Here is a 16994-nt window from a genome sequence, read left to right on the forward strand (position 1 = left end):
TCCGGTTGAGGTTTGGATTAATAGTGCGATTCAAGTTTGGATTAATCGTCCGGTTGAGGTTTGGATTAATAGTGCGATTCAAGTTTGGATTAATCGTCCGGTTGAGGTTTGGATTAATAGTGCGATTCAAGTTTGGATTAATCGTCCGGTTGAGGTTTGGATTAATAGTGCGATTGATTATGGGGTTGCGACTTCGAGATACAAATGGGGTATTAGAAGTTAGAAGTCCTTTAGCTTCAAAAATAATAGCGTCATTGATGTAGTAATTACCGACTTGGCTTCTTGTAAATCTGACAGCGCCATCAGTAATATTTAGCGCACGAGTTAAGAATGTGACAAAATTATCTGTTGTCTTGATTACACTGACGCGAATGATTTCCGTTAACTCCGTGTTGTTTAGGGTAAGCTGCAAATGTTTTATCCAATAATCTACAGCCTCTCTTTGTCCCATATTATCTAACCATGGTGCGCTAATTACCACCGACCACTTTGAAATATCCTGAACGTCCTTCCAAAGCATAAACAAACTAATGGGACCTTTTTGTCTCTCGATTTGCTTTATTAGGTTTTTCAATTTATCTACCATCGTTTCTTTATCCATGAAAAAAATCCAAACTTCCCAACTTCTAAAGCAACTAGCAATTCTTCCACGTCCTTTTTACCGTATTCACCTAATGTGTATCTTCGCTCAGGTTTCCATTTTGTAAGAAGTGACCAATTCTCAAATAGTTTTTTGTTTCGTCGATTTGCAAGGCTAATACTGTTTTGTAAACCAGACAGGAGTAATAATCTATCAAAATCATGCGAAGAAAATATCTGTTTCTCTTTACCATCATCGGGATATTCCTTAACCTTGAGATTTTTACAAATTCTTGCTTTCAGTGCAGTCTCTACAACATAACCACAAATATAAGCAGCGCCGTCGTAAAGGCGACTTTTCTTCAGCGCCTTAGCTTCCTTCAGCCGTGTTTCAGCAATAAGTTTTAGATCGTCGTACTTTATCATCTATCTTTTCTTGTACCAACCATGTTTAGACACAAAATCACATTCTTGAAATTTTTCTTTGAAGGGAAAACATACATGCCATATAACGGGCCGCGCCTGATGCGACGTGCCCGGAGCCACGCTCTGCGGGGTGACGGGCATGTCCGCATAGGCGCTGTTGTGCGATGTCGCGACTAGCGACGAGCGCAAACAGCGACGGCAGGAGCGGCCCGTTGTGGCGAGGAGCGAAGCGATTTCGCCACAACGTTTGCGGATATGAGAAGTTGCTGCGGAGTGGAGGCGGTATCATTATACGCCCCGCCGGAACGGAGCAGCAATTTGGACGGAGGGGAATGTGATTTTTTGACGATTACCCCCACTATTGACATTATAGTTTAATTGCGGTATTATTGAACATCCTTATTTGGAGTTGTTCCAAGTAAGTGAACACGGAGGGACCAATGAACAGGTTTCAGAAGCTCATGCTCGCCGTTGCGGCTTTGCCCTGCGCGATCACACTCATCTTGTTGGTTGCCACCCCTATCCTGTACCAGCCGTTCTACAATGCCGGATACGAGGCCGCAAACCTGGAGCGGAGCACCGCTCATACCTACCAAGGCGCCATCGACATGAACGCCTCGCATACGCCGCCGTCGCTCGCTACCGGGATCGATCCGGCTACCTGCCCCTTCTGCGCCCACGACTGGCGCGAACGGAGTAAGCTCGCCAACTACGGTGAGCATCCACATTGCGCAAGCTAGTCGCCTTCGGGGGGCAGCCAAGACCTGGTTCGTGGAAACCCATCTCAGGGAATCCATCGCCAGGTCTTTTAACATTTTCAAAAATCACATTCCCCGGAGTCTCATATCCGCTGTTATATGATGTGGCGAATACCTTCAGCCATGTCATATAACGTTTGCGTATCATCTGCTGTGCCGCGGCAGCGCATGGCAGATATACGCTGTTAGCTGATCGTATTCTTTTTCTTTTGTTCTCTAGCAAGAGAACGTGTGTAAAAAATCTTTCAAATTTCTTTTTCCGTTTTTGGGCGACGGGCAGAGGGGAATAAAAGGGGTGAATGCCCGGCGACCAAAACACTCATTGAGATTCAGATAAAACCCTAATCATGTGTCCAAGAAGTTTGTACGTTTTTACTTTGATTGATTCTTGTGTTCCCCAGCCTGCTCTGTAGGTCAAAACATGGTTTGCTAATTGGTTTTGTAATTTACCATTAATATAATTATCAAGACACATTGTTTTTGTCGTTGGTAGACCCGGGTAAACATCAAGCCCACAGTATACCTCATTACTTAGCATTCGTTCTGTTAATGCTGATTGATCCAGAGCATTGCCGTCGCTTGTGTTAATAAAGTATGAACCAGTCTTAATTATTTGGATTTTGTCTCTCGATAGCAGATTTTTCGCCTTGTGAGCCTTTACATTCAAGGAAATAATATCTGAGTTCTTTATAAGATCATCTAAATCAAGATGCTCATATTTGTTGTTTTTGTCTGTCCCACTATAACAAACCTTCATCCCCCAAATAGCCGCAATTCTAGCGACATTATTGCCAATTCTTCCTAGCCCGATAACACCAAGAATCTTATTTTTCAACGTTTCGTTAAAATGGGATAATGATTGAAGGTCTATTGCAAGCCCCTTTTTTATTACTTTTATCTTATCAAGGGTTATGGTATCAATTTTCTTTGAATCAAATATGACTATATCGTTGAGGGATAAGAGTTTATAAAATCCAGCAAAATGCGAATCCATATTCTTATAGACAGCAACATTCACACCAAATCCGTTCTGTAGAACTTCTATAAGGTGATTTAAATTTTTTTCAGGAGCGAAAAAGCCAATATTCTTGCCCTCTAGTAATTTTGGAGGTACCACATCATCTAGTGATTTTCCAGTAAAATCTCCGTAGTGTTTAAGAGACCGGCCGATTTTGTGGAACTGATGAGAGAATTTTCCTTTCCTGGTATTTTTTTCATTGATATATGTCTTTCTGTAGTGTCGAAAAAGTTCTAACAAGACGCCGATCGTATAGTCTTCCTCTGTTTTTGCTTTTTGGTCTGTTTTCTTGTTTCGTTCAATTAATTCTAACAACATATTTAATTCTAGCTCTGCTACAGCATCGGTTCCATAATCATCAACAGAAGCAGTATAAATACCTTTTTCGTGAGCTTTAGTAACGTTGAGTCTGTGTTCGTACTCATGAGTCCAGGTAATAATCGCCTTGGGTTTTATTTTTTCCAAGACTACATCTGGAATTGCAGTCCAACATGTAATAACACAATCAGCGTCTCCAATTCTATTTAATAAATTTTGGGCGGGGATATTGTCGCGCAATCCTTCTTCGACGTAACAATATGCAGTTTTTAGCTTTTCATGAATTTCTGGCGTTATACCATCAAAACTTTCAGGAAGAGAGGATGGCCAAATAATAATCGTTGCATCTTCAGGCATTCTGTAATTTTCAGGCAATTCCCAGTTTTTCTCTTTTTGGTTGTACTCCAAAGGTACCCTTTCAATTTTGGGGTTTTTTACTAATTCTTTGAGAATAGCTTCATGCTCAGGATAGAAAATGACAGTATCCAACACGACAACTTTGTTGAATTTATTTTTTAGTGGATTGTTCACAAGCGAGTAATTATTAACGAATCTTATCATATTTCCCCTCTCCTTAATGAAAAAGAAATTTGAAAGATTTTTTACACACTCCGGGCAGCAGCCCGGAAAAAGAAAAGGAATATGTCAGCTAACGGGCCGCGCCTGATGCGACGTGTCCGGAGCCACGCTCTGCGGGGTGACGGGCATGTCCGCATAGGCGCTGTTGTGCGATGTCGCGACTAGCGACGAGCAGAACAGCGACGGCAGGAGCGGCCCGTTGTGGCGAGGAGCGAAGCGATTTCGCCACAACTAGGTCTTATACGAACTGAAAGTATAATATGCCCCAATTATTGCATATTTTTACTAATAATGCTAGTTTATGGGTGACGGGAAATCTTACCCGTTATTTTATTGTATGACTATGCAAATTCAGCTCGAACAAACGGAAAAAGAGTTAAAAATGCGCAACTTTAGCCCCAAAACGATAACGATCTACTTGTGTGGGCTAAGGAGATATTTTGAATACAAGGTAGTGGATATTAGAGCTTATGATGAAAACAGCATAAAAAGCTTTCTCGCGCATCTGGCCAGCCGGGGGTCGTCTCCCCAGACCAGGAATACGTTTCTAAGTGCGATAAAGTTCTACTACCGGGATGTTATGAAAACCACCCCCAGGTTTGAGATACGATCGGCGAAGAAAAACCGGTACCTGCCGGTCGTCCTCTCTCGATCGGAGATTGATGTTATATTGAACTCAACATCAAACACTAAACACCGTCTGCTTTTGGCTCTGGCCTATGGAGCCGGCCTGCGGGTCAGTGAGGTGGTCGCGTTGCGGATTTACGACATTGATCTCAATGAACTGACGATCCATATTAAGCAAGCCAAGGGCAACAAGGATCGGATCAGTGTATGTCCTAGTACGCTGGTGGCGGGTATGCGCGAGCTTATAGCCGATCGGGACGGCTCCGAATATGTTTTTAGAAGTGAACAGGGTGGCGGATTAACTACCAGGACAGCGCAAAAGACTTTTGATCACGCTCTAGAGAAATCAGGCGTAAGTAAGCCGGCAACGTTTCACAGTCTGCGGCATAGTTTCGCTACCCACCTGTTGGAAAACGGAGTGGACACGCGTTATGTCCAAGAATTACTCGGGCACCAAAACATTCGAACCACCCAGCTATATACCCAAGTGACTAATCCGATGTTGAAAAAAATCAAAAGCCCGCTCGGTTAACGAGCGGTCGGACACTATCTCTAAATCCCACAACGAGCTATTTGATTACGGTGTTAATGTAATTTGTATCGAGTCGCTTTCCTCGCTGGTGTCGTCGTTCAGTGTCGCCACTAAGTATAACCGGTAAGATCCGGCCGCGGCCGCGGTTGGCCAGGTGGTGGAAAATGTTCCATTGGTTACGACGATGCCGGATTGAATTAAAACCGCCTCGCTACCCGACTGCTGGGCGTAGAGTTTTAATTCTTTGATACCCTTAGGGCTGGCCGCGCTGCCGGAAATAGTTAGGGGGAAGCCACTAACCGAAACCGATTGATTGTTAGTCGGCGTTGAAAAAGAGTAGCTGGAACTATCGCTCGACAGCAGCAGATTGATAGTGGCCGTCTGATCGGTGACGGTGCCGTTTTTGTCCTTGACCGACGCGCGGATGGTGTAGAAGCCGTTCGGCTTGCCGCTAATGTCGTAATTATATGTGTAGGGCGCGGCGGTCAGGCTGGTGATCTGGGTATCGTCAATGAATATGGTGACGGTATCAACCGATACATCGGCGCCGATTTGAACCGTGATGGTGAGCGGCGAGGTAGTAACTCGGGCATTGTTGGCCGGTGCGGTCAGGGTGACGCCCAGGGGTTGCGGTGTGCCGCCTTTACGCAGGTCGCAACTTTCGTACGGCAGCGCGTGCTGGGCGGTAATATAGTCGGGTTGGCCGTTCGCCCACGCTTGCACGCCGGCTTCCCAGGTTTGAAACTGCGGATCGGCCGCCGGGTTCTTTGGCACGTCGCCGCGCGGTTTGTCCTTATCGACATAGTACAAAATTGTATGCGCTTCCTTGAATGTCCGGGTGGCAATATAATCCGCCGGATACTGCTTGAGACATGAATCAGGAACAATGCGCTTGGTGATTTTGTCGACTTTGTAAGTGGTCACCTGGTCGATCTGTCCGCCCAGCATGGTTTTTTTGATCGGATCGGCAGTAGGCGTTTTGAAAGTCTCGGCGATGGTGCCCTTGAGAACCCGTTCCATATATCCGTGCCAGATCGGGGCCGCTACTACCGAACCGTCGGCACCCTTCTTCATGACGGTGTTGTCGTTATTGCCTGCCCACACGCCCGTCACGATCGATGGCGTATAGCCCAGTGTCCAGGCGTCGCGATAGTCGTTAGTGGTGCCGGTTTTGGCGGCCACTTGCCGATCGGACAGGGTGAGCGAATTGCGACCGCCGAAGATAAATGACCGCGCCGCATTGTCAGACAACACGCTATTTAATTTACGCCCGGATTGTTCGTCGTATACCTGGTTTTCCTCGGGTTTGAATTGCTCGAGCATCTTGCCGTCTTTATCTTCTACGCTCAACACGGCCGTCATCGGGTGGCGCACGCCTTCGCGGGCGAATGTGGCATAGGCGCCAACGTGATCCAGCAGTTTCACTTCACCGCCGCCCAGCACCAGAGACAAGCCGTAGCGCTCGCGGTCATTCAGGGTGGTGTAGCCCAGCTGGTGCGCCATGTCCAGGGTATTGTTAATGCCAGCCAGATAGAGCGTCTTCACGGCGGGTATATTCAACGATCCAGCCAGCGCCTGGCGCATAGAAACCGGGCCGTGCTCCTTGCCGTCATAGTTGCTGGGGATATAAGCCGGATCGCCGCCGAAATTAGTTTTGACGTCAAACAACATAGTCTCGGGGGTATATCCGCGGGTAAAGGCAGTTAGGTAGGCCACCGGTTTAAAAGATGAACCGGGCTGGCGGTCGCGGATCGCCACATTCACATTGCCATCGTTGGCGGTGTCAAAATAATCAGCCGAACCGACCATGGCCAGTATCTGCCCGGTCTTGGTATCGGCCGAAACCAGGGCTGCGTTGGAGCCGCCGTATTTTTTGACCTTGTCCATGCCCTTGGTGATTTCTTCCTCGGCCACCTTCTGTTTGTCGATGTCTAGGGTGGTGATTACCTTGAGGCCGCCCTGTTCGACCATTTTTTCACCATACTTCTGGGTCAATAATTCTTTCACGTACATGACAAAGTGTGGCGCCGCGATCGAAGCCTGCTGGGTTCGAAACGTAATAGGGGCATTCTTGGCCTCAGCGGCTTGGTCCTGGGTGATGTAACCCAGCTCGGCCATTTGGTCAAGGATGTACTTTTGTCGGCCTATCAATTCATCAACGTGGCTGCCGTAAGGTGAATAGTAAGTAGGCGATTGCGGCAGGGCGGCCAGGACGGCTGATTCAGCCAGCGTTAGATCTCTGGCGTTTTTCCCGAAATAGGTCTGCGCGGCCGATTCGACGCCATACGCCACTGAGCCGTAAGGTATCTCATTGAAATACATTTTCAATATCTGATCTTTGGAAAACCGTTTTTCAATCTGGTAAGCCAGCACCACCTCTTTGATTTTTCGAGTATAACTTTTTTCCGATGTCAGAATCGCATTTTTAATAAATTGCTGGGTGATGGTCGAGCCGCCCTGCGACTTCTTGCCCGAGAATACGTCTCTGACAACCGACCGAATAATGCCGGTCCAGCTGATCCCGCCGTGCTTGTAAAAGTTTCGGTCCTCGGTGGTGATGGTGGCGTTCTTAAGATTATCCGGTATGTCTTCTAGGTTTATTTGGGTTCTTTTTTCATCGCCATGTATTTCGTATAGCACGGTCTGGCCGGTGCGATCGTAGATGCGTGTGCTTTGGGCGAGGTTGCGGGTCAGCAACTTGTCCGGATTGGGTAGATCGCGGCTGTACCACGCAAAGGCACCGACCGCCCCGATTAATCCGATGCCAATTAGTATTACGGCTACGACCAATAACCGCCGCAGCCAGCGTCGGCGGGTGGATTTGGGTTTGGGCGTACTCGATTCCGAAGCCGGACGTTCGGCCGGGCTGGAATGGTGGCGCCAGGACATGGCGTAGCGATGGCTAAGCTGGGGAATGGGCATGTTCGATTAGGGCGGAAAAGTTAAACAGAAAACTCACCGGCTACTTTGTCATTATACCAAATGTCGATTATAATGAAAATATGACGAAACCCAAAGACTCAGTAATTAGAGACCTGCTAAGCCGGGGCGTGGAGAACGTGATCGACGCCACCAGCCTGCGTTACAAACTCCAGTCCGGCCGCCCATTGCGTATTAAGCACGGTGTTGATCCAACCACCAAAGATCTGCACTTGGGTTACGGGGTGGTTTACCAGAAGCTGCGAGCTTTTCAAGAGCTGGGCCACACAGTGATTTTTCTGGTCGGTGATTTTACCGGTCGTTTTGGCGATCCGACCGACAAGGTACAAACCCGGCTATTGCGCGGTCAGGCTGACGTCGAAGTGGCGGCCCAGAGCTACATCAAGCAGATCGGGCGGGTGCTGGATATGTCGAAGACGGAAATCCGCCGCAACTCAGAATGGTATGACAAGATGTCGGCCGAAGAACTATTAAGACTGCAGTCAAAGTTCACCGTCGCTCGATTACTGGAGCGGGATATGTTTCAGCGCCGGATTAAAGAAAATAAGGAAATTGGCTATCACGAACCGGTCTACCCGATTTTGCAGGCCTATGATTCGGTTATGCTCCAATCTGACGTCACGGTAATCGGCACCGACCAGACTTTTAACGAATTACAGGCGCGAACGTTACAGCGGGATGCCGGCCAGGAACCCCAGGATATTATCGCCATGAAGCTGTTGGTCGGTACCGACGGGCATCGGAAAATGAGTCAGAGTTTGGGAAATTATATCGGATTAACCGAGGCGCCGGCCGAAATGTACGGCAAGGTGATGTCGATACCGGACGAGATTATCCCGCACTATTTTGAATTGGCCACCCGGATGCCATTGTCAAAAATTGAACTGATAAAAAAACAGCTCAAGGCCGGTGTCAACCCGCGCGACCTCAAAGCCAAGCTGGCGTCTGAAATTGTGGCGCTATACTATGACGCCAAAGCGGCCAAAGAAGCCGCGCTTGAATTTGACCACGTGTTCAAAGATCGACAAGCACCAACCGAAGTGCCGGCCATTACTGTGAAAGTTAAGAAGATATCCCTACCCGATTTGCTCGTCCAAGCCAAGACGGCCGCCAGCAAAGGCGAAGCGCGGCGCCTGCTGAAACAGCGCGGCGTGAAAGCTGATGGTGTAGTATTAACCGATTGGAAAAACCCCTGGCCGGTGAAGACGGGCACGGTGTTCCAGGTCGGCAAGCGGCGGTTTTTCAAGATTGGGTAGAGTAATAAGATAAACGTAGGCGAGGATGATCATCCTCGCCTACGTTGTATAATGTGGGTGTAATTATTTTCGTCGTTTCCTCGGCAATGCCCGATAGAACTTGGCCGCTTCTTCGGGTGGGACAGTGTTGACGATCAGGCGTGAGCCAAGTTCCAGGCCGGCCCAGGTATCTCGGCGCGGACAAACCCGCAGATAGAGGTGTTCGTATTTGTAATGTACCACTTGGTGCAGGTAAAAGTTGTAGGGAATATTGATGTCGTTCAGCCGTCCGAGGATTCGTTTGAGAGTATGCGCCATTGAGTGCAGTTCGGGCTTGGTTAGGCTGGTGATATTATCGACATGTCGGCGCGGGAAAACCCACGCTTCGTAATTATAACTAGAGGCGTAGGGTGTAAAAGCAGCTGTTAATGTGTCGCTGCTAATCCAGCGCGGACCTTTCATCTCCGATTTGATCAGATTGCAATAATAACAAACGCCGCGCCGGATTTCGTATTCCTCGGCTCGTTTGAGCTTGCCTAGGACGTGGGGCGGCAGAAACTCGGTGGCAAAAATCTGGGAATGAGCATGATCAATCGAGGCGCCGGCTTTACCGCCATTGTTTTTGAATACCAGGATATAGTTTATCCGCTTGTCTTTTTCCAGGACACGAACACGCTGGGCGAAGACGCCCAGGATGCCGGTGATGCGATCCACATCCAATTCGGCTAACTCGACGTCATGTTCCGGAGTCTCAATCACGACTTCCTGGCGGCCGTACACGGCCGGGTTATCAGTCGACACAATCGGGTACTTGTTGGGCAGCACCTTTATTTGCCAAGGTTTACGGCCAACCGTGACCAGTGCCTTTTGAGCGTCAATAGCCTCGGGACAGAAGGGGCAGTCTTTTTTATGAACTACGTGCGGAACGGCCGGATTGAAATTGTGCGGACGCTTGGAACGGCCCGGCGCGATAATGACCGTCTGATTATGAATGTAATTTACTCTTATTTCTGATTTTTGTTCTTTGAGCATGCTGTTACTGTACTAGTTTTCGATAGAGCTGTAAATATTCTTCCGCCGCCTTATGCCACGAGGAGTCGAAGCGCATGGCCATAATTTGCAAGTGCCGCCAGGCTGCCGGATCGTGGTGGTATAAGGTAATAGCCCGACTCACGGCAACTTCTAACGCCGCTGGCGTGTACTCGGCAAAGACGTACCCGTTGCCAGCTGATTTTGATTCCTGGCGATCGGTAACGGTGTCTTTCAGGCCGCCGGTAGCCCGGACAATTGGTATGGTACCGTAGCGCATAGCGATCAGCTGGCCTAAACCGCAGGGCTCAAACCGGGACGGCATTAAAAAGAAATCGCTGCTGGCGTAGATTTCCTGAGCCAGCTTAGCGTTGAAACCGATCGTGACCGAAGCAGACTGGGGGAAGTTTTTAGCCAGTTCGCGCAACATGGTTTCGTATTTTTCCCCGCCCTGTCCCAACGCGACAAATTGAGCGCCGGCAGCCAGGTGTTTGGGCAACACCTCTGCGATCAATTCAATGCCTTTTTGGTCGGTCAGTCTGGTAACCAAACCGAACAAAGGCGCCGTAGGATTAATCGCCAAGCCGCAGGACTTTTGCAGCGCTTGTTTGTTGACTGCCTTATCGTCCAGCGATTCGACCGTAAAGTTTTTTACAATCTCCGGATCAGTGGCCGAATTGAATCTTATTTGGTCAACGCCGTTGACGATGCCGGACAGTTCGTGGCGGCGCTTACGTAAATCGTCTTCCAGCCCGCAGCCGTATTCCGGGGTTAATATTTCTTTGGCGTAGGTGCGGCTGACCGTATTGATCAGTTGGCCGTTGATAATGCCTTGTTGCATGATGTTGACTTTGTCCGGTCTAACTTTGAATGTGGGCAGCTGATCTTCAGTAAGGCCTAACCAATTCAGTACTTCGCTCTTGATCCAGACGCCCTGATTGGCAATATTGTGGATGGTATATAGCGAAGGTGTGGTTGAGTCCGGGTTATCAATCGACATAAACGAGGGCAACATGGCGGTTTGCCAGTCCTGACAATGAATCACGTCGGGCTGCCAATTCAGCGCTTTGAATACCCGCGGAACCGAACGAACAAAGAACAGGAAGCGCTGAAACTCAACAAAACGGCTGGCAAAAGCCGAACGTTCAAAATATATATCCCCATGGCTGAGATACGCCCCATTTTCAATTAGGTATATCGGCACGTCAGTTCCGGGTATGGGCATCTCGTATACCGATACGGCCTCATCCGATTCACCTAGCGGTACGGTTATTTTTTGGGCGATTAATTTGACAGGATATTTGGCGCGATCGATGGTTTGATAGAAGGGAAGAATAACACGAATATCAACACCTAATTCTTTTAATGCCGGCGGCAATGCTCCGGTCACGTCGGCCAAACCACCGACCTTGGCGATCGGGGTGAGTTCTGAGGCGACGAAGGCAACCGAGATAGATTTAGTCATGAAATCTATTTAACAAGTTTATTAAATTGGCCGTCCAACACCAAGCTTATCGCCCGGCGATAAAACGCAATGGCCTGACGTTTGACCCGGCGCTCAGCCGGGATAGTGGTCCGGTTGAAATAATCCAAATTGTGAATACACTGCAGGACGATCTCAACTTTGAAGAGCTCTTCGAATTGCTTGGGATAGGGTGTGGCCTTGAGAAACGCCCTCCATAAAGCTTTTTGCCACTTCGGGTGCATAAAAGCCCGGTGCCAAATAACCGATACATCATGCGCCGGCGTGCCGCAATCGACATTCTCCCAATCGATCATATAGAAGTCGCTCGAGCCACGTCGAAAGAAATGACTGGCGTAGGGTTCGTAATGCGTGATTACGGTTTGGTTATTGTCGAATACCTTATGATAGGATTTGAGAAAATTTATCACGCGTTCGGCGGCGTCAGCGGTTCCAATTAGACCCGGCACCTTCCGCCAGCCGATTAACTCCAGGTTGGTCTTGAGAGTGTGTTTGGCGTAAAGCGGACGCAGTTTTGGCGGCAGACGGCGCGATAACTGCTGCAATCCTCCAAAGAACTTGACGATCCAAGCGATCGAATGGGGCGCGAAGAACTCCGGTTTGAAAATGAAGTTGCTGTGTTGGATGTTTTGGGTTTGTCCATCCAAAAATTCGCGGATGTACCAAGTGCGCCCGGTTGATTGGGAAAACAGCACGCCGGGTGTTGATTCGGCGAAAAACCTATCTTGCATGGAATGGAAATAATTTAGTGTGATAATCTCGCGCCGCAAGCCGGCATTGGTGCGCGGGTCGACCCGATCGGTGAACAGGCAGATCTTGAATACTACCACCCGGCCTTGATATCGACAGCGGGCGACATAAAAACGCGGGCCATTGCGCTCGACGCTGGCAACTTCCAATTTATAACGTTTGATGACGCGACGGATTTCCACACGGGCGGCTAGAATCCGAGCTTTTTTCAGTGCGGTAAACATGAGCAATTAACAAATATCAATTAATAAACGGGAAGCTGAGGGCGCCAAGAAACGGACTTTGGGTGGCGCAACCCCTTAATAAGTAACTGTATTATAACGTAAAATATGGTTTTTGTGAATGTGCCACTTGATATATTAGACAACGCAGCTGTTGGAGCGGTAAATGTTGTTTTCGCAAGAAACCCGCTCCCGCCTTCCTCTCACATAAAGTAAGGTTTGGCATGCCCCGTCGTTGAAAAAAGGGTGAAGACATGGGCCGTCTTTGCACAAAAACCCGCGCTGGTTTCATTGCGAAACCGGTTTTTCTTTTGTGAATCAACGTGGGCGAGGATGACCATCCTCGCCCACGGTTATTTGTGTAATGACGTGTGATAGATTAATGCTTCTTCGTCAGAATCGCTTTCTTCTCATTCAACTCGGTGACGCGATCGCGGATCTGGGCGGCACGTTCGTACTCCCGGCTCTTGGCGGCCTGGAGCATTTGCCGAGTCAGGTTGCCGACAATGGTTTCAAATTCTTTCAAAGGGATGTAGGGCATCTCGGCCGTGATGCGCTGGGTGACGTCTTCGTCGGCCTGTTTGGCCAGATTCTCCACCATGCCAGTGCGCTGCCATTCAAACGCGGTGAATACAATCGTTTGATAGAGCGATTCGGCTTTGGCGTAAGTAGATTTGGATAATCCGGGGACAAGTTTGATGGTGTCGCGCAATTCTTTGGCGCCCGCCTCCATCATTTCAATGCTCCACCAGGGTGAGGCCGACGCCCACCAGTACTGGTCGCTGTGCAGCGAGCGATCGAGGGCGGTGCGGGCTTTAGCATAAGCCTTTGACGCCGGTTTTAGGTTGTTAACCGATTTGATGGCCAGATAGGTTAGTTGCCACTGAGCGCGGTGAATCGGATTGCCGGCGTCATCCCAGCGCGAGTAAGGCGTGTTTCGTTCGATATCTTTATGCATTAAGGCCCAGCTGGAAGCGCGCGGCGTTATACTGGCCCTTTTGCTGAATAGTCCGGGCAATTCAGAGAGCTGAACGCTTTGAATCTCGGGCGCTTTATAGAGATCAAATAACAGCTGTTCCAAGCCCGGGCGATGATGACCGAAGGTCTCACCATCCATGGCAGTCACCATGTAATTTTTGGTTTTCAGGCGCGGTCCCAGCAAGTCAACCAGCATCCGCCCGGAAAAAACACTGATACCGACTTGAGCGGACAAGATCCGGAAGCTGATATCCCGTTCGCGGAAAAAGAAGAAAAGATCAGGGTCGCCCTTGAGACTATATATTGTATCGCGATTGATATCTTTATGATTTGGGTGCGCCAGCTCATCGACAATCATCCATCGGTAACCAAGTTTTTTTGCCACCCGAGTTAGCTTGGACGCATAACCCATTTCGGTAGGAAAAAGCCCCACCGGGTTATACGATTTTCCAAAATATTTCCGGTTGGTCAGATGATTGAGCTTGATCTGCCGAATTATTTCACTCTCGGGCAGTAGCGGCAGAAAGGCGTGATACTTGGCGGTATCGGTAAACTCAATTTGCCCCCTTTCGGATAGCTTGCGCAAGCCCAACACTACGTCGAAACAGCCGTCCCGCTTTAATAACTCAACCAGCACGGCGTTGATGTTCAAGGTCAGTTTGGCCTTAGGATTTTTTAATAATCCAGCCACGATTTTACGGTAGCTTTCATTGGCGATTTTTTTCACCCAAAAAGGCTTTTGGGTGGGCGGTTGATAGATGTGAAGAAAATTGGCCCAATACATAGTTTAAGTCACCTTTTGTCCGCCGAAGTATCGCGCGTACGGCTCGACGGCGAGATAGTTTTGGTGGCGCTCGCGGGCAATCCCGGATCGCTGCCAATCACGGACAATATTAATAATGTGTATAGTTAAGCGTTGAACTTCAAGGTACTGCGCGCGCGTCAGGTGTCCCGATTGAGCAAGTCTTGAAGCAAGATTGGCCGAGGTACGAGCGGCGCGAATAACTATATGCGTATCCCACCAGGGGGACGCTGATGCCCACCAGTACTGATCTGAGGCTAACACTTCGTCCAGGCGCTGTCGATGGGCATTCGTCAACCGGGGTGAGTTACCAGCCTTCAGCAGCAACTTAGTAATCCGCCACTGGTTTAGCTGGATTGGGTTGGATGGATCCCGCCACAAGAAGTAGGGTTGATGGTCGCGCAGTTCTGATTCTCGGGCTGCCCAGTTGGACGGCCGGAGACTAATCGCATTTTGGACTGGTTTATTTTTCAGCCAATCGCTGATCGCCATTGTCTCGACTCTCGAATCGCTGACCAGCTGATGCCAAGTTTTGAGCAAAGTGGGATTGTGATGTCCCAGATTTTCGCCATCGCAGGCGGTGGTCAATACCCGGCGGGTACGGGGGTCATCATCACGCCGTTGCCAGAAGGCGCGCGCGTCTTTAAGCTCGGTCATGAAGAACAGGTCGCTCAACCAGCGATTACGGAATATGGCCGTTAACTTTGAGCCAGCAATTCGATAGGGGCGCGCGGGATCAACTCGTCCAATTGGACCGGCCGTAATCTCGTCGAGTATTGTCCAGGTATATCCCAGACGCGCGACCAGCCGAGCAACCGATTGGCTATAGGCCATTTCTGGAAAATAGAATCCGCGCGGTTGATACAAATCGCCGAATACTTTTTGATTGGCGACCGTATTTAATTTTATTTGGCGTCTGGCTTCGGTGATTGGAATCAGGGGCAGGATCGGGTGGTATATGGCCGAGCCGGTCAGTTCGATTTGGCCGCGCCGTAGCAAGAGGCGTACGTTTGAAATGATTTCGCGTTCACCTAAGCGATCCAATTGCTCCGTCAACGCACCCGACAGGTTTAGTGTCAAACGAATGGCGGGATGAGATTTCAAATAGCGGAAAAAAGGCCGGTAAGACTGGTGGGCGACCAATCGAACAACCACTGGGCGCCACCGGGGCGGCTGATATAGATGAAAGAAGTTTAGCCAGCGTAGTTTGGGCATTATTTACTTTCCCGGGAATGCCGCCAGGCCAGCTTATATAGTTCGACGTATTTCTGGGCGGGGATTTCCCACGAATAACTTTGTTGCATTCCGGCCACCACCAATTTTTGCCAGGCGTCGTGATATTTGAAACTCTCAGTGGCACGGGTGATCGCTACCAGCAGGTCGCGTGAATCGTAGCGATGAAACACGAAACCATTGCCCTGCTGGGTGCGCGGATCATAATCAAACACCGTATCGGCCAATCCGCCGACCGAGCGGACAATTGGCACCGAGCCATAGCGCAAACTGATCAATTGCGTTAAACCGCAGGGCTCAAATCTTGACGGCATCAAAAACATATCTGAACCGGCATAAATCTGACTGGCTTTGGTGGTATCAAACTGCAAATGAACTGCAACCTTTTTTGGATATTCTTTGGCTATCTTGCGCCAAAAGCTTTCGTACTTCTTGGCGCCGTCTCCCACCAGAACAATCTGTAAGTTTTGGCGCAGCAGCGGTTCGATGATGTCCATGATCAGGTCAAAGCCTTTCTGCTCGGTCACGCGACCCACGCTGCCAATCATCGGCACTTCCAAAGTTTCCGGTAAGCCCATGAGTTTCTGTAGAAATAACTTATTCTTGCCCTTTCGGCTCAGATTATTAAAGTCGTAGTTGCGGTGCAATCCAGGATCGGTAGCAGGATTGAAATCAAAATAATCAATCCCGTTAACAATTCCGAATACCCGATCCTTGCGGCCTTCGAGTATTTTGTGTAAATCCTGGCCGAATTCCTTAGTTAGGATTTCCTGAGCGTATTTTTCCGATACGGTGTTAATTATATCGGCATACATAATTCCTCGTTTGGCGAAATTGATATTCTCCAGCGCCTCCTTGTCGGAAAACTTTGGCAGTCGTGAATGGCCAAAATCTTTTTTATCTGGCGGCACGTCCCACCAATTTTTACCCATCTGGAAAGTGAGATTGTGGATAGTGTATAGGCTGGCAATGTCGTGATAAAATTCGTTATCAGCGAAGCGCTTTTTTAAAAAGTACGGAATCAACCCAGTATGCCACTCGTGACAGTGGACAATATCGGGTTTGAATTGGATGATGGTTAAAAGCTTGAGGGCGGCCAGGCTGAAAAACAAAAACCGTTTGTTGTCGTACTTTGAGCCGTATATTTCTTTCCGGCTGCCAAAGTAGTGATAATGATCAACGAAATATATCGGCAGGCCGGGCATTAGTTCGCCCACCCAAAAATTCACTTTTCGGACAGTGGCGTCGTCAACCTGGATCGACACATCTTCGGCGATTTTTTTCAGGTGGTATTTTTCAATATCTACTGTGCCATAGAGTGGCATAATAGCAATCACGTCGTGCCCCAGTCGTTTCAACGCCTTAGGCAGGGAACGGGTCACGTCGGCCTGGCCGCCGACTTTGGCAAATGGGGCGACTTCCGCCGAAATGGAGGCAATTTTTAATTGTTTTGGTGTCGAGGCCATATGAGATCGATGTAATGTGA

13 protein-coding genes are annotated in these 16994 nt (G+C 48.9%); 3 read left to right on the forward strand and 10 right to left on the reverse strand.

Going from position 1 to position 16994, the window contains the following annotated elements:
* Nucleotides 1-601 (reverse strand): hypothetical protein (locus WC734_03540; protein MFA6198195.1); only part of this gene is annotated, 601 nt, incomplete at its 3' end.
* On the reverse strand, nt 580-1005 hold the full coding sequence (locus tag WC734_03545; GenBank protein MFA6198196.1) for a HEPN domain-containing protein: 426 nt from the start codon (nt 1003-1005) through the stop codon (nt 580-582). The genes WC734_03540 and WC734_03545, both read right to left, overlap by 22 nt.
* Nucleotides 1006-1445: 440 nt before the next feature.
* Here WC734_03545 and WC734_03550 point away from each other — a divergent pair, with 440 nt between their 5' ends.
* Complete coding sequence (locus WC734_03550) at nt 1446-1745, forward strand: hypothetical protein (GenBank protein ID MFA6198197.1); 300 nt, start codon at nt 1446-1448, stop codon at nt 1743-1745.
* 337 nt (nt 1746-2082) lie between these two features.
* Here WC734_03550 and WC734_03555 read toward each other — a convergent pair whose 3' ends face one another.
* A complete protein-coding gene (locus WC734_03555) occupies nt 2083-3630 on the reverse strand; it encodes an NAD(P)-dependent oxidoreductase (protein MFA6198198.1) in 1548 nt (515 codons plus the stop codon).
* A 391-nt stretch (nt 3631-4021) separates the two neighbouring features.
* Here WC734_03555 and WC734_03560 point away from each other — a divergent pair, with 391 nt between their 5' ends.
* A complete protein-coding gene (locus WC734_03560; protein ID MFA6198199.1) occupies nt 4022-4837 on the forward strand; it encodes a tyrosine-type recombinase/integrase in 816 nt (271 codons plus the stop codon).
* A 45-nt stretch (nt 4838-4882) separates the two neighbouring features.
* Here WC734_03560 and WC734_03565 read toward each other — a convergent pair whose 3' ends face one another.
* Nucleotides 4883-7759: a PBP1A family penicillin-binding protein gene (locus WC734_03565; protein MFA6198200.1), complete on the reverse strand. Its 2877-nt coding sequence runs from the start codon at nt 7757-7759 to the stop codon at nt 4883-4885.
* An 80-nt stretch (nt 7760-7839) separates the two neighbouring features.
* Here WC734_03565 and tyrS point away from each other — a divergent pair, with 80 nt between their 5' ends.
* Nucleotides 7840-9033 (forward strand): tyrosine--tRNA ligase, encoded by a 1194-nt coding sequence (gene tyrS, locus WC734_03570; GenBank protein ID MFA6198201.1) that lies wholly within the window; start codon nt 7840-7842, stop codon nt 9031-9033.
* Nucleotides 9034-9096: 63 nt separating this feature from the next.
* Here the strand turns inward: tyrS and WC734_03575 are convergent, their stop codons facing one another.
* The 6 genes from WC734_03575 to WC734_03600 form a co-directional block, all read right to left on the reverse strand.
* Nucleotides 9097-10044: a DUF4931 domain-containing protein gene (locus WC734_03575; protein ID MFA6198202.1), complete on the reverse strand. Its 948-nt coding sequence runs from the start codon at nt 10042-10044 to the stop codon at nt 9097-9099.
* A gap of 4 nt (nt 10045-10048) precedes the next feature.
* A complete protein-coding gene (locus WC734_03580) occupies nt 10049-11506 on the reverse strand; it encodes a glycogen synthase (GenBank protein MFA6198203.1) in 1458 nt (485 codons plus the stop codon).
* Between the two features lie 5 nt (nt 11507-11511).
* On the reverse strand, nt 11512-12498 hold the full coding sequence (locus WC734_03585) for a phosphotransferase (protein ID MFA6198204.1): 987 nt from the start codon (nt 12496-12498) through the stop codon (nt 11512-11514).
* 376 nt (nt 12499-12874) lie between these two features.
* Complete coding sequence (locus WC734_03590) at nt 12875-14200, reverse strand: UvrB/UvrC motif-containing protein (GenBank protein MFA6198205.1); 1326 nt, start codon at nt 14198-14200, stop codon at nt 12875-12877.
* A gap of 60 nt (nt 14201-14260) precedes the next feature.
* On the reverse strand, nt 14261-15490 hold the full coding sequence (locus WC734_03595) for a hypothetical protein (GenBank protein MFA6198206.1): 1230 nt from the start codon (nt 15488-15490) through the stop codon (nt 14261-14263).
* Nucleotides 15490-16974 carry a glycogen/starch synthase gene (locus WC734_03600; GenBank protein MFA6198207.1) on the reverse strand — a complete coding sequence of 495 codons (1485 nt, stop codon included), beginning with the start codon at nt 16972-16974 and terminating at the stop codon, nt 15490-15492. Before WC734_03600 ends, WC734_03595 begins: the two co-directional genes overlap by 1 nt.
* Between the last annotated feature and the right edge of the window lie 20 nt (nt 16975-16994).

Source organism: Patescibacteria group bacterium, from assembly GCA_041661625.1.
Taxonomy (GTDB): domain Bacteria; phylum Patescibacteriota; class Patescibacteriia; order JAHIZJ01; family JAHIZJ01; genus JBAZUB01.